Origin of the sequence: Planomonospora sp. ID67723, assembly GCF_015711605.1 — a bacterium.
Lineage (GTDB): Bacteria > Actinomycetota > Actinomycetes > Streptosporangiales > Streptosporangiaceae > Planomonospora_A.
On sequence record NZ_JABTEZ010000001.1, the window covers coordinates 1,779,260 to 1,803,929 of the forward strand.

General features: G+C 72.4%; 20 protein-coding genes. 6 read left to right on the forward strand and 14 right to left on the reverse strand.

All coding sequences use genetic code 11. The annotated features are described in order from the left end of the window. Window positions 1-59: 59 nt before the first annotated feature. Window positions 60-1,061, reverse strand: a complete 1,002-nt coding sequence (locus HS041_RS08595; protein WP_196439940.1) for a helix-turn-helix transcriptional regulator — start codon at window positions 1,059-1,061, stop codon at window positions 60-62. 580 nt (window positions 1,062-1,641) lie between these two features. Here HS041_RS08595 and guaB point away from each other — a divergent pair. Further along, window positions 1,642-3,123 carry an IMP dehydrogenase gene (gene guaB, locus HS041_RS08600; RefSeq protein WP_196440834.1) on the forward strand — a complete coding sequence of 494 codons (1,482 nt, stop codon included), beginning with the start codon at window positions 1,642-1,644 and terminating at the stop codon, window positions 3,121-3,123. Between the two features lie 79 nt (window positions 3,124-3,202). Next, entirely contained in the window at window positions 3,203-4,312 is a 1,110-nt protein-coding gene (locus HS041_RS08605; protein ID WP_196440835.1) for a GuaB3 family IMP dehydrogenase-related protein, read from the forward strand. 124 nt (window positions 4,313-4,436) lie between these two features. Here HS041_RS08605 and HS041_RS08610 read toward each other — a convergent pair whose 3' ends face one another. From HS041_RS08610 to HS041_RS08625, 4 genes are all read right to left on the reverse strand, one after another. After that, window positions 4,437-5,261, reverse strand: a complete 825-nt coding sequence (locus tag HS041_RS08610) for a class II fructose-bisphosphate aldolase (protein WP_196439941.1) — start codon at window positions 5,259-5,261, stop codon at window positions 4,437-4,439. Window positions 5,262-5,347: 86 nt separating this feature from the next. Further along, window positions 5,348-6,394, reverse strand: a complete 1,047-nt coding sequence (locus tag HS041_RS08615; protein WP_196439942.1) for a 1-phosphofructokinase family hexose kinase — start codon at window positions 6,392-6,394, stop codon at window positions 5,348-5,350. A gap of 55 nt (window positions 6,395-6,449) precedes the next feature. Next, window positions 6,450-7,592 carry an N-acetylglucosamine-6-phosphate deacetylase gene (gene nagA, locus HS041_RS08620; protein WP_196439943.1) on the reverse strand — a complete coding sequence of 381 codons (1,143 nt, stop codon included), beginning with the start codon at window positions 7,590-7,592 and terminating at the stop codon, window positions 6,450-6,452. A gap of 25 nt (window positions 7,593-7,617) precedes the next feature. Continuing rightward, a complete protein-coding gene (locus HS041_RS08625) occupies window positions 7,618-8,493 on the reverse strand; it encodes an SIS domain-containing protein (RefSeq protein ID WP_196439944.1) in 876 nt (291 codons plus the stop codon). Between the two features lie 102 nt (window positions 8,494-8,595). Here HS041_RS08625 and HS041_RS08630 point away from each other — a divergent pair, with 102 nt between their 5' ends. From HS041_RS08630 to HS041_RS08640, 3 genes are all read left to right on the forward strand, one after another. Further along, entirely contained in the window at window positions 8,596-9,366 is a 771-nt protein-coding gene (locus HS041_RS08630) for a DeoR/GlpR family DNA-binding transcription regulator (RefSeq protein WP_196439945.1), read from the forward strand. Window positions 9,367-9,554: 188 nt separating this feature from the next. Then, window positions 9,555-11,291 (forward strand): glycerol-3-phosphate dehydrogenase/oxidase, encoded by a 1,737-nt coding sequence (locus HS041_RS08635; RefSeq protein ID WP_230878478.1) that lies wholly within the window; start codon window positions 9,555-9,557, stop codon window positions 11,289-11,291. A gap of 336 nt (window positions 11,292-11,627) precedes the next feature. Further along, the gene (locus HS041_RS08640; RefSeq protein WP_196439946.1) at window positions 11,628-11,975 is read left to right on the forward strand and encodes a hypothetical protein; all 348 of its coding nucleotides are present in this window, start codon (window positions 11,628-11,630) and stop codon (window positions 11,973-11,975) included. A 163-nt stretch (window positions 11,976-12,138) separates the two neighbouring features. Here the strand turns inward: HS041_RS08640 and HS041_RS08645 are convergent, their stop codons facing one another. From HS041_RS08645 to HS041_RS08685, 9 genes are all read right to left on the reverse strand, one after another. Next, window positions 12,139-15,078: a M36 family metallopeptidase gene (locus tag HS041_RS08645; protein ID WP_307845205.1), complete on the reverse strand. Its 2,940-nt coding sequence runs from the start codon at window positions 15,076-15,078 to the stop codon at window positions 12,139-12,141. Between the two features lie 198 nt (window positions 15,079-15,276). Beyond that, window positions 15,277-16,446, reverse strand: a complete 1,170-nt coding sequence (locus HS041_RS08650) for a TIGR04500 family putative peptide maturation system protein (RefSeq protein ID WP_196439947.1) — start codon at window positions 16,444-16,446, stop codon at window positions 15,277-15,279. Next, window positions 16,443-17,435 (reverse strand): MvdC/MvdD family ATP grasp protein, encoded by a 993-nt coding sequence (locus tag HS041_RS08655; protein WP_307845206.1) that lies wholly within the window; start codon window positions 17,433-17,435, stop codon window positions 16,443-16,445. The genes HS041_RS08650 and HS041_RS08655 overlap by 4 nt, the downstream gene beginning before the upstream one ends. Before the next feature lie 287 nt (window positions 17,436-17,722). Next, entirely contained in the window at window positions 17,723-17,875 is a 153-nt protein-coding gene (locus HS041_RS08660; protein WP_196439948.1) for a hypothetical protein, read from the reverse strand. A gap of 55 nt (window positions 17,876-17,930) precedes the next feature. Further along, a complete protein-coding gene (locus HS041_RS08665; protein ID WP_196439949.1) occupies window positions 17,931-18,080 on the reverse strand; it encodes a hypothetical protein in 150 nt (49 codons plus the stop codon). Between the two features lie 51 nt (window positions 18,081-18,131). Further along, window positions 18,132-18,275 carry a hypothetical protein gene (locus HS041_RS08670; protein WP_196439950.1) on the reverse strand — a complete coding sequence of 48 codons (144 nt, stop codon included), beginning with the start codon at window positions 18,273-18,275 and terminating at the stop codon, window positions 18,132-18,134. Between the two features lie 47 nt (window positions 18,276-18,322). Then, window positions 18,323-18,472 carry a hypothetical protein gene (locus HS041_RS08675; RefSeq protein ID WP_196439951.1) on the reverse strand — a complete coding sequence of 50 codons (150 nt, stop codon included), beginning with the start codon at window positions 18,470-18,472 and terminating at the stop codon, window positions 18,323-18,325. Beyond that, window positions 18,469-20,712, reverse strand: a complete 2,244-nt coding sequence (locus HS041_RS08680; RefSeq protein WP_196439952.1) for a peptidase domain-containing ABC transporter — start codon at window positions 20,710-20,712, stop codon at window positions 18,469-18,471. Before HS041_RS08680 ends, HS041_RS08675 begins: the two co-directional genes overlap by 4 nt. Window positions 20,713-20,857: 145 nt before the next feature. After that, window positions 20,858-22,999: a beta-propeller domain-containing protein gene (locus HS041_RS08685; protein ID WP_196439953.1), complete on the reverse strand. Its 2,142-nt coding sequence runs from the start codon at window positions 22,997-22,999 to the stop codon at window positions 20,858-20,860. Window positions 23,000-23,104: 105 nt separating this feature from the next. On the opposite strand from HS041_RS08685, the gene HS041_RS08690 reads away from it, so the two are divergent. Then, a complete protein-coding gene (locus HS041_RS08690) occupies window positions 23,105-24,670 on the forward strand; it encodes a succinic semialdehyde dehydrogenase (RefSeq protein ID WP_196439954.1) in 1,566 nt (521 codons plus the stop codon).

Here is a 24,670-nt window from a genome sequence, read left to right on the forward strand (position 1 = left end):
GCTCGCCATACCCCGAACCCCCCGAGCTGAGGGTATCCGGAGTCTCGGAGAACGGGTGCCTACGCCAGCCACCCCCGCCGCGCCGCCTCCACCCCGGCCTGGAACCGGGACTGCGCGCCCAGCTCGGCCATCGCCTCGGCGAAGCGGGCGCGGACCGTCCGGACGGAGATCCCGAGCTGCCGGGCGATCACCTCGTCGCTGACCCCCTGGGCGGCCAGCCGGAGCACACGCACCGCGCCGTCGCGGGGGCGTGACCACGGCAGGGGTGCGGCGCGGGCCCACAGCTCCTCGAACAGCGTGCGCAGCGAGGCCACCACGACACAGGCGCGGACGAGGTGGAAGTTGTAGGCGTTCTCGGCCAGGGCGCCGCCCCACTGTGCGGGCATGCCCGCGGTGCCGGCGCCGGCGACCAGGAACCAGCTCGGCACCGAGGGCAGGGTCCGGATGTGCGCCCCGGCCTCCTCGAACCGGATGAGCTTCTCCCGCAGGCCGGGCATCTCCAGCGCGCCCACCGGGATGACGGTCCGGCAGGAGAGCAGGCCGCCGCGCTGGGCTGAGATCCACTGGTCGGCGTAGCGACGGTTGAAGTCGCTCATCGTCCGCAGGTCGGGGACGGCCGAGAGCAGCTCCAGCGGCGGCGCCTGGACAGCCATGCCGATCACGCTCTCGTAGAGCTCGTCGGCTCCGCCGACCAGCTCGACCGGGAACTGCCCGCTCTGGTAGTCGCGCCCGGCGTCGTACTGGTGGATGAAACCGCGGATCGAGCCGAGCACGGTGTCGATCCTGCGGCTCTCCTCGGCCAGGTGGTCCAGCCGGTCGGCGATCAGGTGGCCGAGGGCGGCGGCGGGATGCCGGGCGAGGTACTCGCCGGCCTGCTCGTCGACCACGCCCAGCCTCACCAGGGTGCCCAGCTCGCGGCCGAGCAGCTCGGGTGAGCCGCCGGTGGCCTCGACGAGGTCGGCGCAGGTGGCACGGTGCAGGCGGAGCACCGCGTTGTACAAGGAGGTCTGGGCCGGGGTGAGACCCAGTGCCTCCAGGGAGTCGGAGGTGTCGGTGCGCATCGGTGGGGGACTCCTGAAGTGACGCGACTGCCGCGAGGATAACCCGGCGGGCCGCCGATGTCCGGGACTTGCACCGACTTGTGTAGCCGGGATGCAACTTCGTGCAATTGCACCTTTGACCATTGCGCATCAACGGAAGGTAACGCACGATTAACACAGCGTCGGCATCGTAAGCGGGTGACGTCGCCGCCAGGACGCGGAGGGGGGTCCGGCGGCACAGGCGGCCCGTGGTGGTGCCGGTGACCGGGAGACCGAGCGGGTCACCGACCGCTCGGTCTCCCGATTCTCCGCTTCGCGCCCTGCCGTTCTGCGCTTCGCACCCTGCCGTTCGGCGCGCCGGGAGACAGACCCTAAACTGTGCCGAGGGGCCGGTGCTTTTGCCCACCCAGATTCCCGCCAGAGCGTGTCGTGGCAGGAGGGTTGCAGGTGACTCCTCCACTCCCTGAAGGAAGCGGCTTCCCGCTCTCCTCGAGGAGGGGCGGGCGACGGCCACGCCCTGACCGTTTCGAACAACAGGAACCACAACAGGGAAGCGATTCCCCTGCCGGTTGAATCCGGCAGTCCCCTCGCGAGGAGAATGATGGCCAAGTTCACCGAGCAGGGGCTCACGTTCGACGACGTGCTCCTGGTGCCCGCATATTCGGACCTGCAGCCCGGTGAGGCGGACACGGCCACCCGGCTCTCCCGCGGCATCACCCTGCGGATCCCGCTCGTCTCCGCCGCGATGGACACGGTCACCGAGGCACGGATGGCGGTGGCCATGGCCCGCCAGGGCGGCATCGGCATCCTGCACCGCAACCTCTCGATCGAGGACCAGGCCCAGCAGGCCGACCTGGTCAAGCGCTCGGAGGCCGGGATGGTCACCAACCCGGTCACCTGCTCGCCGGACGACACGCTCGCCGATGTCGAGCGCCTGTGTGCCACCTACCGGATCTCCGGCGTCCCGGTGACCGACAGCCGCGGGGTGCTGGTGGGCATCGTCACCAACCGCGACATGCGCTTCGAGAGCGACCACAGCCGTTCCGTGCGCGAGGTCATGACCGCGATGCCGCTGGTCACCGCGCCGGTCGGGGTCTCCAGGGACGACGCGTTCGACCTGCTCAGGAAGAACAAGATCGAGAAGCTGCCGCTGGTCGACGCGGACGGACGGCTCCGCGGGCTGATCACCGTCAAGGACTTCACCAAGAGCGAGCAGTATCCGCTCGCCACCAAAGACGCCGATGGCCGGCTCGTCGTGGGGGCGGCCATCGGCGTCGGCGGTGACGCCGAGCAGCGGGCGATGGCGCTGATCGAGGCCGGCGTCGACGCGATCATCGTGGACGTGGCGCACGGCCACTCCAAGGGCCTCGCCGACATGATCGCGAAGATCAAGGTCAACAGCCGGGTCGAGGTGATCGGCGGCAACGTCGCCACCCGGGCGGGCGCCCAGATGCTGGTCGACGCGGGCGCCGACGCGGTCAAGGTCGGCGTGGGCCCCGGCTCCATCTGCACCACCCGCGTGGTCGCCGGCGTGGGAGCCCCGCAGGTGACGGCGATCCACGAGGCCTCGCTGGCGTGCGGCCCCGCCGGGGTGCCGGTGATCGGCGACGGCGGCCTGCAGTACTCCGGCGACATCGTCAAGGCCATCGCGGCCGGCGCCGACACCGTGATGCTCGGCTCGCTCCTGGCGGGCTGCGAGGAGTCCCCGGGCGAGCTGATCTTCATCAACGGCAAGCAGTTCAAGTCCTACCGGGGCATGGGCTCGCTCGGCGCGGTGCGCAACCGCGAGCGCGGCGGCGCCTCCTTCAGCAAGGACCGCTACGCCCAGGCCGACGTCGGCGGCGAGGACAAGTTCATCCCCGAGGGCATCGAGGGCCAGGTCCCCTACCGCGGCCCGGTCGCCGCGGTCGCCCACCAGCTCGTCGGCGGTCTGCGCCAGGGCATGTGGTACTCCGGCTGCCGCACGATCCCGGAGATGCACACCAGGTGCGAGCTCATGCCGATCACGGCCGCGGGCCTCAAGGAGAGCCACCCGCACGACATCCAGATGACGGTCGAGGCCCCGAACTACCACCGTCGCTAGGTTTCCTCGTACGGCTTCCGCCCCGACGCGGCGGGAGCCGTACCCGCATGAAATTGGGAAAGACAGGCATATGACTCAGGTGGAGATCGGCCGCGGCAAGAACGGCCGCCGTGCCTACGCGCTCGACGAGATCGGCATCGTCCCGTCCCGGCGGACCCGCGACCCGGAGGAGGTCTCGATCTCCTGGCAGATCGACGCCTACCGGTTCGACCTTCCCCTCGTGGTGAGCCCCATGGACAGCGTGGTCTCCCCGAAGACCGCGATCGAGGTCGGCCGGCTCGGCGGCCTCGCGGTGCTCGACCTCGAGGGTCTGTGGACCCGTTACGAGGACCCCGAGCCGCTCCTGGCCGAGGTGGCCGAGCTCAAGGGCGAGGCGGCGACCAGGCGGTTGCAGGAGATCTACAACGAGCCGATCAAGGACGAGCTGATCGGCCGCCGGATCGAGGAGATCCGCGCGGCCGGGGTGACCACGGCCGCCCGTCTCTCCCCGCAGCGCACGGTCCAGCACCACAAGGCCGTCATCGACGCGGGTGTGGACATCTTCGTGATCCGCGGCACCACCGTCTCGGCCGAGCACGTCTCGGGCCGGGCCGAGCCGCTCAACCTCAAGCAGTTCATCTACGAGCTGGACGTCCCGGTGATCGTCGGCGGCTGCGCGACCTACACCGCGGCGCTGCACCTCATGCGGACCGGTGCGGCCGGCGTGCTCGTCGGCTTCGGCGGCGGCGCCTCGCACACCACCCGCACCGTGCTCGGCGTGGTGGTGCCGATGGCCACCGCGATCTCCGACGTGGCCGCGGCCCGCCGCGACTACATGGACGAGTCCGGCGGCCGGTACGTCCACGTCATCGCCGACGGGGGCATGGGCACCTCGGGTGACATCGCCAAGGCCATCGCCTGCGGCGCCGACGCGGTCATGGTCGGCTCGCCGCTGGCCCGCGCGACCGAGGCGCCCGGCAGGGGCTTCCACTGGGGCTCGGAGGCGCAGCACCCCGAGCTGCCGCGCGGCAAGCGGGTCGAGTTCGGCACGGTCGGCACGCTGGAGCAGATCCTGCACGGCCCCTCCTCGGCCGCCGACGGCTCGATGAACCTGATGGGCGCGCTCCGGCGCACGATGGCCACCGCGGGCTACTCCGACCTGAAGGAGTTCCAGCGGGTCGAGGTCGTCGTCGCCCCGCAGCAGCGCTGACCCGCGGGCGAAGACGCCCGCAAGGGGTGCCCGGTCCCAGGGGACCGGGCACCCCTTGCGTCTTCTCCGGGGAGTGCGGCTCCGGCTCGGAGCCGCGGGGGACCGGGCTCCGGCCGGCCGGTGATCAGCCTCCGAGCACTCCGAGGAGCCGGGTGACCTCGGCGGCGACGGCCGTACGGCCCGTCTTCAGGTACGTGCGGGGGTCGACGACCCGCTCGTCGGCGGCCAGGTGCTCGCGGATCGCCCGGGTGAAGGTCCGATTCAGGTGTGTGGCGATGTTGATCTTTTTCATGCCGTGCCGTACGGCGGCGCGCAGGGTGTCGTCCGGCACGCCCGAGGAGCCGTGGAGCACCAGGGGGACCGGGACGGCGGCGTGCAGCTCGGCGATGAGCGCCAGGTCGAGAACGGCGTCGCGGGTCGTCATGGCGTGGGAGCTGCCGACCGCCACGGCCAGGGCGTCGACGCCGGTGCGGGCCACGTAGTCCACGGCCTCGTGCGGTTTGGTCCGCGTCCCCGGCGCGTGCGCGCCGTCCTTGCCGCCGATCTCGCCGAGCTCGGCCTCCACCCACACGCCCCGCCCGTGGCACCAGGCGGCGACCTCGGCGGTGAGCGCCGCGTTCTCCTCGTCGGGCAGCGCGGAGGCGTCGAACATGACCGACCCGAGCCCCAGCCCCACCGCCTCCTCGACGAGCGCCCGGTCGGTGGCGTGGTCGAGGTGGACGGCCACCTCCACCGAGGACGCCCTGGCCACGGCGAGGGAGGCGGTCGCGATCGGGGCGAGGGCGCCGTGGTAGCGCACGCAGTTCTCGCTGATCTGCAGCACGACCGGGGTGCCCGCGGCTTCCGCGCCGGCGACGATCGCCTCCGCGTGCTCGAGCTGGACGACGTTGAACGCGCCGACGCCGGCCGGGGCGTCCCGGACGATGTCACCGATGCCGACGACGGGCATGGCAGGCCTCTTTCGCTCGTGGTTCACCGGGCGGACTTGTGCTCCACCAGATGGATGCGTGTGGATGCGGCTCCTCGGCGGGCCGGCTAGCGGTGCACCGGCTCGACCCGTATCTCCGGGTGGATCCTCCGGAAGACGTCCCGGTCGACGTCGCCGGCGACCGGGGCGGCCACCGCCGCCGCCCCCAGGGCGGCCGCCCGGCGCAAGCGCTCCGGCCAGGGCGTGCCCTCCACGAGGCCCAGGGCCAGCCCCGCGACCAGCGCGTCCCCGGCCCCGGTCGGGTTCCCCTCGACGCGGTACGGCATGGCGGCCCGCCAGGCGCCCTCGGAGGTCACGGCCAGCAGCCCGTCCGCGCCGAGGGAGACGACGACCGCTCCGGCCCCGGCGGCCCGCAGCGCCTCGGCGCCGAGAAGCACCTCCCGGGGGCTGTGCGGCCCGGCCCGGCGGGATCCTTCCCCGCCCGTGCCGTCCGGGTCCGAAGCCGTGCCGGCATCCGCGCCCGCGGGCGTCACCAGGGCGCGGGCCAGTTCCTCGGCGTTGGGCTTGACGATCGCCGGCCGCCCGGCGGGCGCGTGCCGGAGCGCCGCCCCGTCGGCGTCCACGATCACCGGGGCGCCGCGGTCACGGGCGAGGCGGGCGAGGGTGGCGTAGAAGCCGGCCGGCACGCCGCGCGGCATGCTTCCCGAGACCACCACGGCCGCGACCCCGCCGAGGCGGAGCCGCGCCTGGAAGTCCTGGAGGAACCCGGCCAGCTCCCCGTCGGACACCACGGGTCCCGGTTCGTTGAACAGGGCCGTCCGCCGGGCGGGCGGCCCGAGGCCGGAGACGGCGAGGGTGGTGCGGGACTCGCCGGCGATCGGGGTGAGGGCGGCGGGCAGGCCCGCCGCGGCCAGGTCGGCCCGGACGGCGTGCCCTGTGGGGCCGCCCGCCAGGCCGGTGACCAGGACGTCGCGGCCGAGGGCGGCCAGCACGCGGGCGACGTTGACACCCTTGCCGCCCGCTCTGCGATGCACGGAGCGCACCCGGTTGACGCCGTCCCAGTCGATCTCGCCCGTCACGTAGGTGACGTCGAGGGCCAGGTTCAGCGTGACGGTGAGGATCGTGCCGGCGGTGGCGGGCGATGAGGCGGTCATCGGGGTTCCGCGGCCCAGGTGTCGCGCATCGGCGTTCGGTGCTCCGGGTTCCGTGTCAGGGTTCGGTGATCCAGGTTCCGCGTCGCATGACGCCGGCGACCTCCAGGTCCTCGGTGAGGACCACCAGGTCGGCCTGGCGGCCGGCGGAGACGGAGCCGAGGCGGTCGTCCAGGCCCAGCACCCGGGCGGGGGTGAGCGAGGTGACCTCGGCGGCCTCGGACAGGGAGAGGCCGAGCTCGCGGACCGCGCGCCGGAAGGCGGCGTCCATGGTCAGGGTGGAACCGGCGATGGAGCCGGCCGCGTCGCCGTTCGCCAGCCGGGCGACGCCGTCCACCACGTTCACCTTCAGCGGGCCGAGGTCGTAGGAGCCGTCACCGGCTCCGGCCGCGGCCATCGCGTCGGTGATGAGCGCCGTACGGCCCGGGCCCGCCGTCCGGAGGGCGAGGCGGAGCATCGCCGGGTGGACGTGCACGCCGTCGTTGACCAGCTCGACCGTGACCCGCCCGTCCTCAAGCAGCGCGGCGATCGGGCCGGGGTCGCGGTGCCCGAGCTGGGGCATCGCGTTGTAGAGGTGGGTCGCGACCCGGGCACCCGCCTCGATGCCCGCGATGGTCTGCTCGTAGCCGGCGTCGCTGTGCCCGAGCGCGGCGATCACACCGGCGGCGGCGGCATCCCGGATGGTGTCCAGCGCGCCCGGCAGCTCGGCGGCGATGGTGAGCATCCGCACGTGACCGCGCCCGGCGGCCAGCAACCGGCGGAACTCCCGCACCGACGGCTCGCGGAGCAGGGCGGGATCGTGCGCTCCGCAGCGGGCCTTGGAGATGTAGGGGCCCTCGAAGTGGATCCCGGCCAGCACGCCGTCCTCACACAGGTCGGCGAGAGAGGACGTGGCCCTGGTCAGGTCGTCCAGGGAGGCGGTGACCAGGCTGGCGACGAGGGTGGTGGTGCCGTGCCGGGCGTGCAGGGAGGCGATCCGGCCCGCCTGCTCCTGGTCGCCCGTCGGGAAGGAGCCGCCCGCTCCGCCGTGGTTGTGGATGTCGACGAAGCCCGGCACGACGTACCGGCCGCCGAGGGCGTGGCCCGGTCCCGGGGCGGTTCCCCTGCCGACATGGGAGATGCGGCCGTCTTCGATGGTCAACCAGCCGTCGTGCACGCCCTCGGGGGTCACGATGCGGGCATCGGCGAGTGTGATGGTCATGGCGTCATCCTCTCGTTCCCGGCGATCACCCGGAGGGGAGGATCACCGATCGGGTCAGATGGAGCGGCTCGTCCGGGTCGAGGCCCTGGGCCAGCGCCCGGGCGACGGCCGCCCGCTGGACCTTCACCAGCTCGGCCATCGGGTCCAGGCCGCTCTCCAGGAACACGCCCCCCGTGGCCTCGACCTCGTCGCGCAGCCCCCGCGGGGCCTCGCCGAGCATCCAGGTGATGCGGCCGGGCCCGGCGATGCTGATCGGGCCGTGACGGTACTCCATCGCCGGGTAGGCCTCGGTCCAGGCCCGGCAGGCCTCGCGCATCTTCAGCCCCGCCTCCAGGGCCAGGCCGTACGACCATCCGCGGCCCAGGAAGGTGAACTGCTCGGCGGCGAGCAGGTCCGGGGAGAGCGGCTCGGCGAGCGCGCGCTCGGCGTCGGCGATCACACCGGTCAGGTCCTCGCCGAGGTGCGCGCGGAGCAGGGCGAGCTGGGTGGTCGCGAACCGGGTCTGCACGACCGACCTCTCGTCGGCGAAGTCGAGGACGACGACTTCGTCGGCGAGGGTCATGACCGGGGTGGCCGGGTCGGCGGTGATCGCGGTGGTCCGGGTGTCGGCGCCCTCCAGCAGCTCCAGCACCTCGGTCGTGGTGCCGGAGCGGGTCAGCGCGAGGATCCGGTCGTAGGAGCGGCCGGCCGGGGCCTCCGAGGCGGCGAACGCGTCGGTCTCGCCCTGGCCGGCGCGCTCGCGGAGCACGGCGTAGGCCTGGGCGACGAACCAGGAGGTACCGCAGCCCACCACGGCCACGCGTTCGCCGGGCCGGGGGAGGGCGCTGGCCGGGACCGCGCCGACGGCGCGACGCCAGCACGCGGGCTGGGACGCGATCTCTGCTTCGGTGTGGGTGGTCACGGCAAGCCTCCCGATAAGGTTTGTTTCTGACTGATTTATAGCAGGATTAAGCAGGATTGCGCACCAATAGGTTTTGATCGCTCGTTGTGTCACCCTGTTGCGGTGAGCCGATACGAGCGCTGGAACTCGATCCTCGAACTTCTCGCCCAGGGGGGCCGGCTGACCGTCGAGCAGGCCGCCGAGTCGCTGGAGGTCTCCACCGCGACGATCAGGCGCGACTTCGATCAGCTCGCCCAGCAGCAGATGCTCATGCGCACGCGCGGCGGGGCCGTCGCGCAGAGCGTCAGCTACGACCTGCCGCTGCGCTACAAGACCGCGCGGCACGCGGGGGAGAAGCAGCGCATCGCCGAGGCCGCCGCGGCGATGGCGGCGCCCGGCGCGATCATCGGGATGAACGGCGGCACGACCACCTCGGAGGTCGCGCGGGCGCTGGCGGTCCGGGCGGATCCGGAGGCCGGCTTCACCATCGTCACCAACGCGCTGAACATCGCCGCCGAACTGACCGTCCGCCAGCACGTGAAGATCGTGCTGACCGGCGGGGTGGCCAGGCCGCAGTCCTACGAGCTGATCGGCCCGCTGGCCTCGCCGGTGCTGGAGCAGGTCTCGCTGGACATCGCCTTCCTGGGCGTGGACGCGATCGACGCCGGGGCGGGGGCCTTCGCGCACCACGAGGGCGAGGCGAGCGTCAACAGCCTGCTGATCGGCCGGGCCGCCGAGGTCGTCGTGGTCACCGACGCCTCCAAGGTCGGCCGCCGCGCCTTCGCGCGAATCTGCCCGCTCGGCGGGATCGGCACCCTGGTCACCGACACGGGCCTGTCCGACGAGGCCGCCGCCCGGTTCGCCGACGCGGGCGTCAAGGTCGTCCGCGTCTGACCGCGTGCCGTCCGTGCAGGTCGCGACGGGTGGCGGAGCGGTCTCGCCCGGATATGGCCTTGATCTTCCCTCCGTTCATTACCAGCGGGTAGTGCTGCCCGGCATGAAAGGGTAGATACCTCAGAGCCCGCTTCCGGAACCCCGGGACGGGTCGCACAGGATGACCCGCGCACCTCGGGGAGATCAGCATGACGGCGCGAATGGGCACCGCACGGCTCGGCCCTGCCGAGAGGTCCGCCGCACTGGAGCAGATGGGGGTCGCCGAGCTCGACGTGGTGGTGATCGGCGGCGGGATCGTCGGCGCCGGGGTCGCGCTCGACGCGGCGACCCGGGGGCTGAGCGTCGGGCTGCTGGAGGCGCGCGACTTCGCCTCGGGCACCTCCTCCCGCTCCTCCAAACTGATCCATGGCGGCCTGCGCTACCTGGAGCAGCTCAACTTCGACCTGGTCAGGGAGGCTCTGCAGGAGCGCGCACTGCTGCTGCAGCGGATCGCCCCGCACCTCGTACGGCCGGTGCCGTTCCTCTTCCCCCTCACCCACCTGGGCTGGGAGAGGCCCTACGTCGGCGCCGGTCTGGTGATGTACGACTCGCTCGGCTTCTCCTTCGGGTTCACCCGCGGCGTGCCCGGTCACCGGCACCTGTCGCGGCGGCGGGCGCTCCGGCTCGCCCCGGCGCTGCGCCGTACCGCCTTCTCCGGAGCGGTGCAGTACTGGGACGCGCAGGTGGACGACGCCCGCTACGTGATGACCGTGCTGCGCACCGCCGCGACCTACGGCGCGCACGTCGCCTCGCGGGCTCAGGTGGTGGGCTTCCTGCGGGAGGGCGAGCGGGTCACCGGGGTCCGGGTGCGCGACCTGGAGGCCGGGACCGAGCTGGCGGTGCGGGCGCGGCAGGTGGTCAACGCCACCGGCGTGTGGACCGACGACATCCAGGAGCTGGTCGGCGGGCGGGGGCAGATCCACGTGCGCGCCTCCAAGGGCATCCATCTGGTGGTGCCGCGCGACCGGATCCACTCGCTCACCGGGATCATCCTGCGCACCGAGAAGTCGGTGCTGTTCGTGATCCCCTGGGGCCGCCACTGGATCATCGGAACCACCGACACCCGATGGGACCTGGACCGGGCCCACCCGGCGGCCTCGCGCTCCGACATCGACTACGTCCTGGAGCACGTCAACGAGGTGCTCTCGGTCCCGCTCACCCGCGACGACGTCGAGGGCGTCTACGCCGGGCTCCGGCCGCTGCTGTCCGGCGAGTCGGAGGAGACCTCCAAGCTCTCCCGCGAGCACGTGGTGGCCCACCCGGTGCCCGGACTGGTCATGATCGCCGGAGGGAAGTACACCACCTACCGGGTCATGGCACGCGACGCGGTGGACGCCGTGGCCCACGGCCTGGACCAGCGGGTCCCGCCCTCGTGCACCGACCGGATCCCGCTCGCCGGGGCGGAGGGCTACCAGGCGCTGTGGAACTCCCGGCACCGCATGGCCCAGTCGTCGGGCCTGCACGTGGCCCGGATCGAGCACCTCCTGCAGCGGTACGGTTCCCTGATCGACGAGGTGCTGGTGCTCATCGAGCGGGATCCGTCGCTGGCCCGCCCGCTGGCCGGGGCCGACGACTACCTGCGCGCCGAGATCGTCTACGCCGCCACCCACGAGGGCGCCCGGCACCTCAACGACGTGCTGGCCCGGCGCACCCACGTCTCCATCGAGACCTTCCACCGCGGTCTGGCCGTGGCCCAGGAGGCAGCCGAGCTGCTCGCCGAACCGCTGGGGTGGGACGCCGAGCAGGTCAAGCGCGAGGTGGAGTACTACACCAAGCGCATCGAGGCCGAGCGCCTCTCCCAGGAGCAGGACACCGACCACGAGGCCGACGCCATCCGCCTGGGCGCTCCCGAGATCGTCCCCGTCGCCACCCCCGACCCCGTTTAGACCCCGGAGGAGACCGGACCCCGTGACCCGGGGCGGTTCCCCGGGAGTTCCGCGGGAGTTCCGCATCCGCTGGGATCGTCCCGCCGACAGGAACGCGCGCCGCTCCCCCCGGCCTCCCGCGGCTGTCATGTGGACGGGCGCACCGGGCTGACCTGCGGTCCTGATTGTCCAAAAGTCCAGGCCGCAGCTTTGGACAAAGATCGCTTGGCCGACTGTCCGGCCGCCTGCCAGCATGGCGGAGGTCGCGGGGCTCCGTACCTCCGGGACGGTCCGAGACGGGGTGCGGGGCGCTTCGTCGATCACCGCTCCCCGTGATCCGTATATGAAGGGAAACCAATGATGGCCAAGATGATCCGTTCGCTCGCGGTCGCGGCGGGCACGATTTCCATGCTGGTGTCGTTCGGCGGAACGGCCCAGGCGGCGGGGACGGCTGCGACCTCGGAAAGGGCCGCGAGGGTGGTCTGCAACGCGCCCGGGACCGGTGACACCACCGTTTGGGGAAAGTGCTGGAACAACGGCAACGCGACCGGTGAGGCGCGACTGGTGTACTGGTGCGCCAATGCGTTCGGCGGCGGCTCGAAGCAGGAGAGCACCGGGTGGAAGAAGGTCGCACCCGGCAAGACGGTCAAGTTCGTGGGCGAGTGCACCTTCAAGGCCCGCAACCCCGCCTTCCACATCCGCTGACCTCATCCCGCCGGCGGCGAGGCCGTCGGCGCTGGAACGGGGGAGGCCCGGAGTGAGGCGTGGCTCACTCCGGGCCTCCGGCGTCGAGCAGTCGTCCTGACGGGACGACGGTGGAGCGCCTTCTCCGCGCGGCTCCCGGGCGGGAGCCGTACGGCGTGGGCTCCTACCGGGTGAACGCCTGGAACTCGGCGGCGCGGACGTGGTCGCGGGCCGGGCTGGCGGTGGCGCAGTCGGTGGCGGAGTTGGGGTCGTTGTCCTGCTCTCCGGCGTAGAGCGGGTTGCCGGTGCACTGGGTGGAGACGGTGCGCAGGGTCAGGTGGGTGGCGGTGGTGGTCGGGATCTTGAAGGACTTCACGATCAGGTCGGCGCCCCGGGGACGCGGCAGGCGCGTGGCGAAGGCGTCGGCCGGGCTGGTGTAGACGACCGAGAAGGACGCCGGGGATGAGCAGTCCTGCTTGGTGGCGTCGCAGGCCAGAACCTCGAAGGCGCGCAGGGCGCTGAAGCGGTTCTGGCCGCCGGGGTCGGCGGCGTCGCCGATGTTGGGCCGGAGCATGGCGCTGACCTGGACCCGGCGGACCTTGACCGGATCGGTCCCGGCCAGGTCCACGGTGACCGACTTGCCGGCGGGCGCGCCGGTGAGCGAGGCCCAGTTCGTGGCCTCGGTCTCGTCGATCAGCCTGGCGTGGTTGACGCCGTCACCGCTCGCCGCCGCGCCCAGGGACGCCGAGGCGAGGTTCTTGGCCAGGGGCAGCGGGAGCGGGAGCGTCACGCCGGGCAGCACCGCGTACTTCACCCGGGTGTGGCCGTAGCCGTTGCCGACGACCAGGAAGTCGTACAGGCCCGGGGTCATCTCCACGGTGTCGCCGAGCTCGGTCGCCGGGTCGGTGTCGGCGACCGGTACGGCGCGGCCCTCGTAGTGGCCGACGTAGAGCCGGAGCGCGGCGTCCTTGGCGTCGGCGAGCGGCTTGAGCCGGAGCTTGCCGTTCTTGCCGGCCGGGTCGACGAAGCTCGGGGTCGGGTCGGGGTCGTTCTGGTTCAGGCTCGCCGCGCCCTCGCCGAGACCGTGCTCGGCGAAAGCCCGCCACATGATGTCCTGATTTTTCCCGCCGAAGCGGATGGCGTCGGCCGCGAGCAGCGCGTCCCGGTGGTCGACGTAGCTGACCGCGCCGGAGGCCATCAGCAGCAGCGCGTCGAAGGAGAGCTGCGCCCAGCGCCGGTTGCCCGGGCACTTGCCCACCGGCAGCTTCCCGTCGGCGCACGCCTTCTGGACGGCCGCGGTGCCCTTGCCGTACCGCTTGACGAACGCCTCGCGCACGTCGAACTGGGTGGCCGACCAGATCTCGCCGTCCGCGTGGACCTGCTGGCCGACGAGGTCGTAGGCGATGTCGCTGTAGTTCAGCGGGGACTTCGACATGTCGTAGTTGCGGATGCCCGCCCTCTTGTCACCGGTGACGTAACCGCCGGTCACGTACGGCGTGTCGCCCGCGGGGCGGAAGCCGTACTCGGCCAGGTACTCCATGGCGAACAGGTCGGAGGTGCTCTCGTTCATGGCACCGGGCTGCGCGCCGCTCCATCCGGCGCTCGGACCGGCGATCATGCGGCCGGAGATCGCGTGGGTGTACTCGTGACCGATCACCGACATGTCGTAGTCGCCGTCCACGCAGGGTGCGTAGAAGGCGCCCGCGATCGGCTGCCAGAGGTACATGTTGGTGATCGGTGCGACCCCGTCCGGGCCGGTGATCTGGTTGGCGTTGTCGCGCACGCTCAGCACCCGCGCGCCCGCCTGGGCGTTGCCCTGCTCGGGGTCGTCGCCGAGGCCGCCGCGGTCGCCGTTCTCGTCCTGCATGTTCCAGGCCGTCTCGGTGAAGCCGAGCCGGTAGGACCAGTCGTGCATACGGTTGTGCATGCCGTGCAGGTTGGCGATGGCGGCTTCCAGGTCGGCCTCGCCCGGCTGGTCGAAGACGGCCGGGTCGCACTTGGCCGTGTACCACTTGTTGGTCCACGGGTAGACGTAGTTCCGGCTCGGCGTGGCCGCGTTGCTCCGGGTGCCCACCGTGAACGGGTCGCCGCTGGCGCGGTTCTCGAAGGTCCGGGCGGCGTTGCCGATGCTGGTGTTCGTCGGCGCGTTCGTGGCGTGGTCGACGTCCCAGGCCTTGCCGGTCGCCGGGTCGCCGCCGACGACGTAGTCGCAGCCCGGCCCGGGGATGTAGCACCACCGGTCGCGGGTGTCGGCGGAGGAGTAGTCGGCCGGCGGATTGGCCGGGAAGACCTCCCACTGCGGGTTGTCCGGCTCGGCTCCGTAGTCCGCATGGTGGTCCACCAGATTCTCGCGGGTCAGGATCTCACCGCTGACCGCGTCCACGTGGGTGGTGTAGGCGGCGGGCTCGCCGTCCTGGGCAGAGCCGCCGCCGATCAGGACCACCTGGTAGGCGCTGCGCGTGCCGTCGGGCGCGGGCACGGCCACCGCGGTGGCCTTCTTGACGGTCGCCGTCGCCAGGTCGATCCCGCCGTCCCGCGCGGCGGCCTCCAGCGCCTGCTGCTCGGTGAGGACGGCGGCGGGGGGCGCGGCGGTGGACCGGGAGAGCGTCGAGGTGACGTGGAAGACCTTTCCGCCCGCCACGCCGACCACCACCTGGCCGTCCACGCCCGCCGGCAGGTCGCCGAACTTCTGCCGGAGCAGTACGGCGTGGCCGTCCCCGATCGGGTTGGCCGCGACCTTCTCCAGTGCGTCCACGGCCGCGGCGTCGAGGCCGAAGAGGTTCTCGTTGGCCTTCAGGTAGGCGCGGGCGGCCTGCTCGGGGTCGGAACCGAGCCCTTCGGCCAGTGGCGCGGAGCCGGTGACGACGGCCGGGGTGCCGAGAGCGTTCCAGCGGACCGTCACGGCACCGGCCGCCTTGGCCAGCGCGGCCGGAGGCGCGACCGAGCCGCGCCGGTTGTCCAGGTCCGGCCTGCCGTGCTGCTCTGCCTGGAAGTCGTGGACGTCGGGGGATTTCCCGGGGCCGCTCTGGGCGACGCCGGGGAGGGGGAGCGCGAGGGCGGGGAATACAAGGGACGCCGTCGCGGCGGCGATGACGGTGATGCGTAACCGAGGCTTGCTCGACACCGGGCCTCCTGCGGAGAGATGGCCGTCGTTGGCCATGGCGGGCGTGGATCGCGCCCGCTGCGCAAGAAGTAACATCGGTCCAGTGTTATGACAAGATCTTGTAAAGGTTGATATGTAGGTGTAAGAGGGGCCGTGGCGCCGACCGCCGCAGGGCCGGGGGACCGGTGGCGCGCCGGCGGCCCCCCGCGGGGCGCGGCGTCAGGCCTTCAGGACGGCGTCGAGCGCGTCGGTGCGTGCCGTACTCCCCCAGAACCACTGCACGTGGGCGTGCCGGCGCCGCTCGCGCAGCCAGTCGTCGAAGAGCCGCCGCTCGACGATGCTCCTCATCGACGGGTTCAGCGTCGCGGGTTCCACGGCGAGCACCACGGTGACGCCGAACCCCCCGTCGCCGGTCCGGTCGGGCCCGAGGACCGCTCCGGCCCGCGCCTCGCGCGCGTCCGCGCCGTGCAGGGTGGCGAGGTCCTGCCGAGGGTTCCCCTCGATCCGGCAGGTCCCCAGGCCGGCGAGCGCCGCCTCCGTCGCCAGGCCGGTCGCGAAGGCGCCCAGTTCCTCCGACGCGGCCTCCCGGGACCGCTCCCGGAGCCGGGCCGCCGCGGCGTCGGCGTCGGCCCGGTCGCCGTAGCGCAGGCGGACCACGCGCAGCACGTCCAGCCCGGCGCCGTGCTCGGCGAAGAAGTCCTCGACCCGGTCACCGGTCACCCGGCGGCGCAGCTCGGCCACCTTCGCCTCGACGGCGACGATCTGCTCCAGGCGCGCCCGGCCGAGGCCGCGCTCCGCCATCCACTCCTCGGTCGCGCGGGCGGTCAGGAGTCCCCGGGCGCGGCGGAAGGCGTCCATGGCGGCCTGCAGCTCCCCGTCCGGCAGGTCGGCGCCGGAGGCCGCCACCTCCTGCTCGACCAGGCAGGCGTTGAGCAGGCGGACGGCCAGGCCGGCGTCCTCCCACAGCACGTCGAGCAGGGAGACGACCTGTTCGATCTCCACGTCGGAGCCGTTGACGCGGAGGACGACCTGCTCGCCGGAGCGCTGGCTGCCCCGCAGCGGCCAGGGGATCGCCCGGTCCGGGGCGAAGGCCAGGGAGACGGTGCCGCCGGCGGACGGCAGGAGCAGGTCGTAGTGGTAGTCGCCGGTGGCGGCCTCGCGCTGCCACACCAGCCGCATGTCCGCGCCGGGATGCCGCGCCCGCAGCCCGCCGAGCCGCTCGCGCGCCTCCTCCGGCGCGATCCCGCCCAGCTCCTGCAGCCAGCGCAGGGCGTCGCCGAGAAGGCCGGAGGTCACGGTCGTGTCCTCCGGCGGTGTCGTGCCCTCCGGAGGGCGCGGGGCCTCCTGCGGCGCCGTGGTCTCCAGAGGTGTCGCGGTCTCCGGGCTCATGCTTCGGGTCCTTCCAGGAGCAGGTCGCAGACGGCCTGGCTGATCGGCAGGCCGGTCAGCTCCTCGATCCACAGCCACTGGCCGTTGGGGTTGATCTCCATGAACACGTACTCGCCCTCGGATGTGAGGATCAGGTCGAAGGCGCCGTACAGCAGGCCGAGGCGGTCCACCATGGCCAGGCAGCGCCGGCCGACCTCGTCGGGCAGCCGGTGGACGCGGTGCGGGGTGACGTCGGTGTTGTAGCGGCGCCAGTCGAGGCGGGACCGGTTGGACGCCTGCGAGTGGATCTCGGCGGCGAAGATCTGGCCGCCCACGACGGTGACCCGCAGCTCCAGGCGTTTGGGTACGTACCGCTGCACGATGACCGGGCAGAACCGCAGCGCGTCCGCGTAGGCCAGGTCGCGCGGGGAGACGGGTTCGCAGAAGCGGGACACCGTGTCACCGCTCCGGAGGTTCTCCACCCACGACCTGCCGAACGGCTTGGTGACGATCCGGCCGTCGTGACGGTCGTGGAAGTCCCACAGCTCCCGGGCCTGCGTGGTGATCAGGGTGTCCGGCACGGTGAAGCCCAGCTCGGCCGCGATGATCAGCTGGGAGGACTTCCGCCTGGCCCGCTGCAGCACCGACTCGGCCGCGGGCACCTTGCGGCACGGCAGGTGCTCCCACAGATCCGAGATCAGGCTTCCGCTCTCCTGGGCGGTGTACCCGGCGATGGCGGGGTCGGTCAGCTCGGGATGCGCAGCCGGCGGTGTCGGGCGCCGCCACCACAGGGCGGTCAGCTCGTTCAGGTCCACGGTCTCGGTCTCGGTGCGCAGCCGGCGCCGGGTGAGGCCCCGGCCGGAGTAGGCCAGCTCGACGTGCGCCCTCGCCGGATAGAGCCGGTGGTCGAAGACGGTGACGCGGGCGCCGCGTCCGGCGAGCAGGCCGGTGACCCGGACGGCGTGGGGGTCCTCGTCACCGGTGAGGACGAGGACGTGCGGGATGGACACGGGATTCCTCCGTCAGAGGCGGGGATACGGGGCCGGGCGGGGGCGGGGACGTTGAGGAGGGGCATCGAGCGGGGACATCGAGCGGGGGCATCGAGCGGGGACAGGCTGGGGAGGTCACGGGGAGGTCTGGCGGGCCACAGTGGCTCCTCCCCGCGACGGTGCCTCTCAGGCCGGGATACGGTGCGGCCGGCCTCCCTCGATGGAAGCCGTGACACCCTTCACCGCCCTCCGCGGAGGACGCCCGGTCTCTTCTGCGCGATCAGTCCTGGAAACAGACGTCCGGCCGGTCAGTCCTCGACGCAGACACCCGGAGGGTCGATCTGAGTGGACCCCACGCTGATGACGATGATTCGCGGCCGGCCGCCGCTGATGCCGTGCAGGGCGCTCTCGTCGAGTTCGTCGCCGACGGGTGCGAGGTCGTTCAGTTCGGTCCGGTTCATGGCGTTGTTCCTCCTGCTCTTCGTGGAAGGGCCGTCCGTTGGTACGACCGGCCGGTCAGTCCTCGACACAGACGCCCGGGGGGTCGATGTAGCACCCTGTGCTGATGACGATGATTCGCGGCCGGCCGCCGCTGATGCCGTGCAGGGCGCTCTCGTCGAGTTCGTCGCCGACGGGTGCGAGGTCGTTCAGTTCGGTCCGGTTCATGGCGTTGTTCCTCCTGTTCTCCGTGGAAGGGCCGTCCGTTGGTACGACCGGTCAGTCGTCGCTGAGGCAGACGCCCGGAGGGCTGACGTAGGTCCCCCAGAGCTCTCGCGGCTGGCCGCCGCTGATGCCGTGCAGGGCGCTCTCGTCGAGTTCGTCGCCGACGGGTGCGAGGTCGTGCAGTTCGGTCCGGTTCATGGCCTCGTTCCTCTCTCCGGAAGGGGTTGGCTCTCTCGACCGCGGGCTCAGTCCATCGCGCAGTAACCCGGCGGGTCGACGTGGGTCATCGCGATGAGCCTGGGCACACCGCCGCTGATGCCGTGCAGTGCGCTCTCGTCGAGTTCGTCGCCCAGCGGCGTGATGTCCTCGATCCGGTTGCGTGCGCTGTCGTTCACGAGCGCCCCCTCCACTTCGGGATTTCTTTGATCGAGAGGCTGTCAGGGCCGTCTTGGGAGCGACTTGTGAAGGAATGCAAGACCGCTGACCCGCCGCCGACCTGCCTCCCGGTGAGCCGTGCGTAGTGGCCGCCCAGCCGGAGCAGCTCCTCGTGGGTACCGGTTTCGGCGATCCGGCCGCCGTCGAGCACGACGATCAGGTCCGCGTCGCGGACGGTGCTCAGCCGGTGGGCGATCACGATGCGGGTCTGGGGGAGCGTCCCGAGGTTCGCGTCGATGACCGCCTCGCTGTCGGCGTCGAGATGACTGGTGGCCTCGTCCAGGAGCAGGATGTCCGGGCGGGTGAGCAGGGCCCTGGCCAGGGCGATGCGCTGCCGCTGCCCGCCGGACACGCCGCCCCCTTCCGTCAGGTGGGTGCGGTAGCCCATGGGCATGGCGGCGATGTCGTCGTGGACGTGGGCGAGCCGCGCCGCCTCGTGCACCCGGGCGAGGGGCGCGTCCGGGTCCCCCAGGGTGATGTTGTCCAGGATCGTCCCGGTGAACAGGGCCGGTTCCTGCGTCACCACCCCGAACCGGCGGCGCAGCCGGCCCGCGTCCGCCTCCGACAGGGGGATCCCGCCGTAACGGACCTCGCCCTCGGCCGGTCCGAGCAGCCCGAGCAGCACCCTGGCCAGGGTGCTCTTGCCGGAGCCCGACCGGCCGACCAGGGCGATCTTCTGGCCGGGAGGGATCCTCAGGTCGATGCCGCGCAGGATCCAGGGGCTCTCGGGCGTGTACCGGAATCCGACCCCGCGCAGCTCGATCTCCACCGGACCGCTCCGGCCGGAACCGGAATCGTTCACAGGGCCGTCCTGGACGGCGGGTTCCGGCCGGGTGTTCCACAGGTCGGCCAGCCGTTCACCGTGCACCCGGGCGAGCTGCGCGCCGCGCAGGCCGCCGGTCAGCGCCGCCAGCGGGGCCAGGGCCGCCGCGGCCAGGGCCAGCAGGCCGAGCATGGCGCCCAGGCTGAGCTGATGGGTCGTGACCTGCCAGGCTCCCGCCCAGAGCAGGGCCAGGGGGGTGCCGAACCGCAACGCCGCCAGAGCGGAGTCCTGCAGGCCCTGAGCCGTCCCGTTCCGCCGTGCCCGCCGCATCTGCGTCCCGAGCAGCCGTGACCAGCGGCCGAGGACGCGTTCCTCGGCGCCCACCGCCTTGATCGTCTCGATGCCGCGGACGCTCTCGATCAGCTGCCCCTGGGCCTCGTTGCGGGCCTCCATCTCCCGATGGGTCAGGTCGGCGAGTCGGCGGTGGGTCGTGGTCAGCAGGATGATCTGTGCCGCCGCGAAGGCCAGCAGGACCGTGCCCAGCAGCGGCGACCGTACGGTGACCACGAGGAGGTAACCGGCGGCGAGCGGCCCGTCCAGCAGGGCGGTCAGCGCCTGGCCGGTGAGGATCTCGCGCAGCAGGGTCACCCCGGAGATCCGGGAGACCAGGTCGGCGGAGCCCCGGTGGGCGAAGAAGCGGAAGGGCACCGAGAGCAGGCGCCGGGCCAGCTCATCCAGGAGGGTGGTGTCCGCGCGGGTCCGCAACGCGACCAGCGCCCAGGACCGCGCCGCGCCGACGGCGAACTGGGCGGCGGCCGTCACCGCCGTGCCCAGCCCGAGCAGGGTCAGCAGGTCCGTCTCGCCCGCGGTGAGCACCCGGTCCACGACCGTCTCGGTCACGGCGGGCAGCACCAGGCCCAGGGCCTGCAGGGCCAGACTGAGCAGGATCAGCAGCGCCAGCAGGCCGCGATGGCGGCTCACGACCGCCCGGAGATACCGGGACCACCAGCTCGTCCGGTCGCCGACGCGGCCCGTGCGGAAGTCCGCCCCCGGGCTGAAGGCGAACGCCACCCCGCTGTAGCTTTCGGCGAAGTCCCGCGGGGTGAGGCCCACGCGTCCCAGCCCGGGATCGATGATCCCGATCCGGCCGGAGGAGATCCGCTCGACCACGACGAAGTGGCTGTTCCGCCAGTACGCCACCGCCGGCAGCGGAAGCTCGGGGACCTGCGTCACGGGCACGGAGGCCGCCCGGGTGGTCAGGCCGTGCGCCCGGGCGGTGCGCACCAGGGTCAGCGCGCTGACCCCGTCCCGGCCGATGCCCATCTCCTCGGACAGGACGTGGACCGGGACGCGCCGCCCGTGTGCGGCGAGGATCATCGCGAGGCAGGCGGCGCCGCATTCCACCATGCTGTGCTGGAGTATGACCGGAACCTTCATGGACCGGCAGTCTCCGGTGTCCGTCTTGGATCCGGCTTGCGGGCGGCTCGGATCACGCCGCCGCCCCGGACGCGGCGCGCTCCGGGGCGGCGGGACGCGGTACGGCCCCGCCGCGTGATCGGGAGCCGGGCCGTACCGGGCGAGATCAGTCGAACGGGATCCAGGCCTGGTCGGCCAGGTCGCTCATGGCGCTGACCTTCAGGCCGAGGTCGGAGACCGTCCAGAGGCTGTCGCCGATCACGATCGAGCGGCGGATGCCCGGGTCGTACGGGGCGAAGCGGGTGCTCTCCACGGGCTTGGGCCGGGGGTGGACGACGGTGCCCGTCTTGGCGACGGCGGAGTCATCGATCTTCAGGACCAGGGCGGCGCCCTCCGTCTGCTCGGTGCCGGTCCAGGTGTTCAGCGGCAGCACGGCCGTGCCGGTCTTCGCCCAGTAGAGGAAGGCGTGCGGGTCCCACTCGGCCTCCGAGCCGGAGTCCTTCTGGAAGAACTGCGACAGGCGGCGTGGGGCGGCCGGGTCGCCGACGTCGAAGAGGGAGACCTGGGTGCCGAGCGTGCGGCCCTGCTCGCTCGCCTCCTGGCCGATGCCGATCAGCCGCCCGTCGCCCGCCGGGTGCAGGTAGGCGGAGTAGCCGGTGATCTTCAGCTCGCCGGTCTTCCGCGGTGCGGCGGGGTCGCGCAGGTCGAGCACGTAGAGCGGGTCCACCTGCTTGAAGGTCACCACGTAGCCGACCGGGCCGATGAACCGGACCGAGTAGATCCGCTCGCCCTCGCCCAGGCCGCCGACCTCGCCGACCTTGCCCAGCGTGTCGGCCTTGAGCACGTAGACCGTGCTGGAGCTGCTCTTCTCGGTCTCGGCGGTGGTCGCGATCCGCAGGTGCCCCTGGTGCTCGGAGAGCGAGTACTGGTTGAGCAGCCTGCCCGGGACCTTGCCCGAGGCGACGTAGCGGGGCGCGCCCGGAGCGCTGACGTCGAACCGGTGAACCTCGGTCTCCTCCGGCGGCTCCACCGGGGTCTCGGCGGACCCGGCGGTGGGCGGGTCCGGGACGCCGGTGCGCTCGGGATCCGGGTTCGGGACCGGGGTGACGGTCTCCTCGGCCGGGGTCGGCTCGACCTTCGGGGGAACGGTCTCCTCCGCCGGGGTCGGCTCGACCTCCGGCGCGGCTCCCCCGGAACCGGAGGAGGTCTCCCCGGGCGAGGGCGCGGCCTCCTCCTCCAGGATGAAGGGCTCGGTCGGACGCGGCCACCACCAGCGCGGGTTGCTGGTCACGTACAGGCTGGAGCCGGTGCCGTAGACCGTGTCCCCGTCGGCGGCCACGCTGATCGGAGCGCTCTGCGAGAGCGCCCCGGCGCCCTGCCCCAGGTCGAGGGTGTGCACGGTCAGCATCGAGGTGCCGGTGTACTCCTGCGGGTGGCTGACCTTCTCGCACTCGACCGCGCTCTTGACCGTGGCTCCGGCGGCGTCGGTCACCTCGAACTTCGGCAGCCACGCCTCGATGGGCGCCTTGGCGACGGTCTCGGCGTTCCTGCGCGTCCGCTCGTTGTCGGTGGCGTCGGGACCGGCGTCGGGGAACTCGATGCGGGGCTGGCTGCGCACCACGAGCCGCACGGTGGAGCCGACCATCCTGGCGTCCACGTGCGAGCCGTCCGGGGTGATCGAGCCGAGCACCTTCGGCTCGCCGGACAGGTCCACCATCGTGTAGCGCGGCCCGGGGCTCGGAGCCATCTTGGCCGTCGCGCCGAAGGGGATGATCCCCCCGCCCGAGAACAGCACCAGTGCCCGGTCGCCGCTGACCAGCAGGTCCGCCGGGGCCCACGCCTGCTCGGGGTCGACCAGCTTCAGCGTGCCGGTCACCTTCTTCGTGGCGGTGTCCACCACGCGCAGCACACCCCGGTTCACGGTGATCACACGGTTGCCGTCGGTCTTCACCAGGTCCGGCTCGTCCACCCCGGCCTCGTGGGTGTTGGTGGTGGAGTGCTCGGGCGCCCCGGCCTGCTTGCCGCTGGCCGCGTCGGCCCTCGCGTTCGGAGCGCTCTCCATGGTGGTCCGGTACATGAGGTCCGGCCTGCCGAACCCCCACGGCCCGACCTGCCTGGCCGCCGCCGCCCTCAGGCCGTCCAGCATGTCGTCGCAACCGCTGTAGGCGACCAGCTTCACATTCCCCAGCCTCACCGGCGTCGCCGCACCCGGCTGCGTTCCGGCGGGGGTGCACGCCGTGGCGAGCAGGGCGAGGGCGACGGCGCCCCCCGTCAGGGATCTCGCCCGGGCACCTGTGCCGATCACCATGCGATTCGATGTCCTCATGCCCTCATGACGGATCGGTCCCGTGCTCGGTTCAAACGGCTACCGGCCAGTAGCCAGAGGCTTGTTCCGCCGCATACCCTTTCCACCATGGCTGCGACTCTAGGTGCGACCCGGACGCTCGACCCGAGCATGATCGAGCGCGTCGTCCGGCAGGTGAGCTCGGGCGGGAAGACCCAGGCGATCACCGCGCCGTTCACCGGCGAGATCCTCGCCGAGCTGCCCGTCTCGACCGCCGACGACGTCCGCGCCGCCCACGCCGGGGCACGCGAGGCGCAGCGGGCGTGGGCCGCGCTGCCGGTGCGGGAGCGCGTCAAGCCCTTCCTCCGCCTGCACGACGCCCTCCTCGACCGCCGCGAGGAGATCCTCGACGTGGTCCAGTGGGAGACCGGCAAGGCCCGCCGGCACGCGTTCGAGGAGGTCCTCGACGTCGCGGGCTGCACGCTCTACTACGCGCGGCGGGCGCCGGGCCTGCTGGAGCCCAAGCGGCGCTCCGGCATCTTCCCGCTCGCCACCAGGGTCACCGAGACCCGCCACCCCAAGGGGGTCGTGGCGCTGATCTCCCCCTGGAACTACCCGCTCTCCCTCGGCGTGACCGACGTCGTCCCGGCCCTGCTCGCGGGCAACACCGTGGTGCACAAGCCCGACACCCAGACCGCGCTCTCCACCCTGTGGACGATCGACCTGCTGGTCTCCCTCGGCATGCCCCGCGAGATCTGGCAGGTCGTGCTCGGCGAGCCCGCCGAGATCGGCGACCCGCTGCTCGACGACGCCGACTACGTGGCGTTCACCGGCTCCACCCGGGGCGGCAGGAAGATCGCCGAGGAGGCGGCCAAGCGGCTGATCGGCTGTTCGCTGGAGCTCGGCGGGAAGAACCCCATGATCGTGCTGGAGGACGCCGACCTGGACGTGGCCGCGCAGGGCGCGCTGCGGGCCTGCTTCACCAACGCCGGCCAGCTGTGCATCTCCATCGAGCGCCTGTACGTCCACAACGCCGTGTACGACGCGTTCACGGAGAAGTTCGTCCGGCAGGCCAAGAACATGAGGCTCGGCTCCGGCCTCGACTGGAACGTGCAGATGGGCTCGCTCACCTCGCGGCGCCAGCTCGACGCGGTCGGCGCGCACGTGGACGACGCCGTGGCCAAGGGCGCCCGGCTGCTCGCCGGCGGGAAGGCCCGCCCCGACCTCGGCCCCCTGTTCTACGAGCCGACGGTCCTGGCCGACGTGGACGAGACCATGGACCTGTGCCGCGAGGAGACCTTCGGACCGGTCGTCTCGATCTACCGCTTCGCCGACGAGGACGAGGCCGTCGAGAAGGCCAACGACACCGTCTACGGCCTCAACGCCTCCGTCTGGACCGGTGACGTCGCGCGCGGCCGCGCGCTGGCGGCCCGGATCAAGGCCGGGACGGTCAACGTCAACGAGGGGTACGGCTCCGCCTACGCCTCCTACGACGCGCCCATGGGCGGCATGAAGTCCTCCGGCCTGGGCCGTCGCCACGGGGCCGAGGGCCTGCTGAAGTACACCGAGGCACAGAACATCGCCAGCCAGGCCTCCTGGCTGGGCTTCGAGCCGATCCTCGGCATGACCTACGACAAGTACGCCGACACCCTCGCGGGCCTGCTCAAGACCATGAAGAAGCTCCACCTGAAGTAA

Bases quoted from the DNA above. Each gene is read 5' to 3' on its own strand.
- HS041_RS08610 (WP_196439941.1), bottom strand. From the start codon at position 5,261: ATGCCCGTCGTCGGCATCGGTGACATCGTCCGGGACGCCCCGGCCGGC.
- HS041_RS08660 (WP_196439948.1), bottom strand. From the start codon at position 17,875: ATGAACCGGACCGAACTGAACGACCTCGCACCCGTCGGCGACGAACTC.
- HS041_RS08650 (WP_196439947.1), bottom strand. From the start codon at position 16,446: ATGAGCCCGGAGACCGCGACACCTCTGGAGACCACGGCGCCGCAGGAG.
- HS041_RS08595 (WP_196439940.1), bottom strand. From the start codon at position 1,061: ATGCGCACCGACACCTCCGACTCCCTGGAGGCACTGGGTCTCACCCCG.
- HS041_RS08635 (WP_230878478.1), top strand. From the start codon at position 9,555: ATGACGGCGCGAATGGGCACCGCACGGCTCGGCCCTGCCGAGAGGTCC.
- HS041_RS08615 (WP_196439942.1), bottom strand. From the start codon at position 6,394: ATGACCGCCTCATCGCCCGCCACCGCCGGCACGATCCTCACCGTCACG.
- HS041_RS08640 (WP_196439946.1), top strand. From the start codon at position 11,628: ATGATGGCCAAGATGATCCGTTCGCTCGCGGTCGCGGCGGGCACGATT.
- HS041_RS08690 (WP_196439954.1), top strand. From the start codon at position 23,105: ATGGCTGCGACTCTAGGTGCGACCCGGACGCTCGACCCGAGCATGATC.
- HS041_RS08685 (WP_196439953.1), bottom strand. From the start codon at position 22,999: ATGGTGATCGGCACAGGTGCCCGGGCGAGATCCCTGACGGGGGGCGCC.
- nagA (WP_196439943.1), bottom strand. From the start codon at position 7,592: ATGACCATCACACTCGCCGATGCCCGCATCGTGACCCCCGAGGGCGTG.
- HS041_RS08670 (WP_196439950.1), bottom strand. From the start codon at position 18,275: ATGAACCGGACCGAACTGCACGACCTCGCACCCGTCGGCGACGAACTC.
- guaB (WP_196440834.1), top strand. From the start codon at position 1,642: ATGGCCAAGTTCACCGAGCAGGGGCTCACGTTCGACGACGTGCTCCTG.
- HS041_RS08665 (WP_196439949.1), bottom strand. From the start codon at position 18,080: ATGAACCGGACCGAACTGAACGACCTCGCACCCGTCGGCGACGAACTC.
- HS041_RS08680 (WP_196439952.1), bottom strand. From the start codon at position 20,712: ATGAAGGTTCCGGTCATACTCCAGCACAGCATGGTGGAATGCGGCGCC.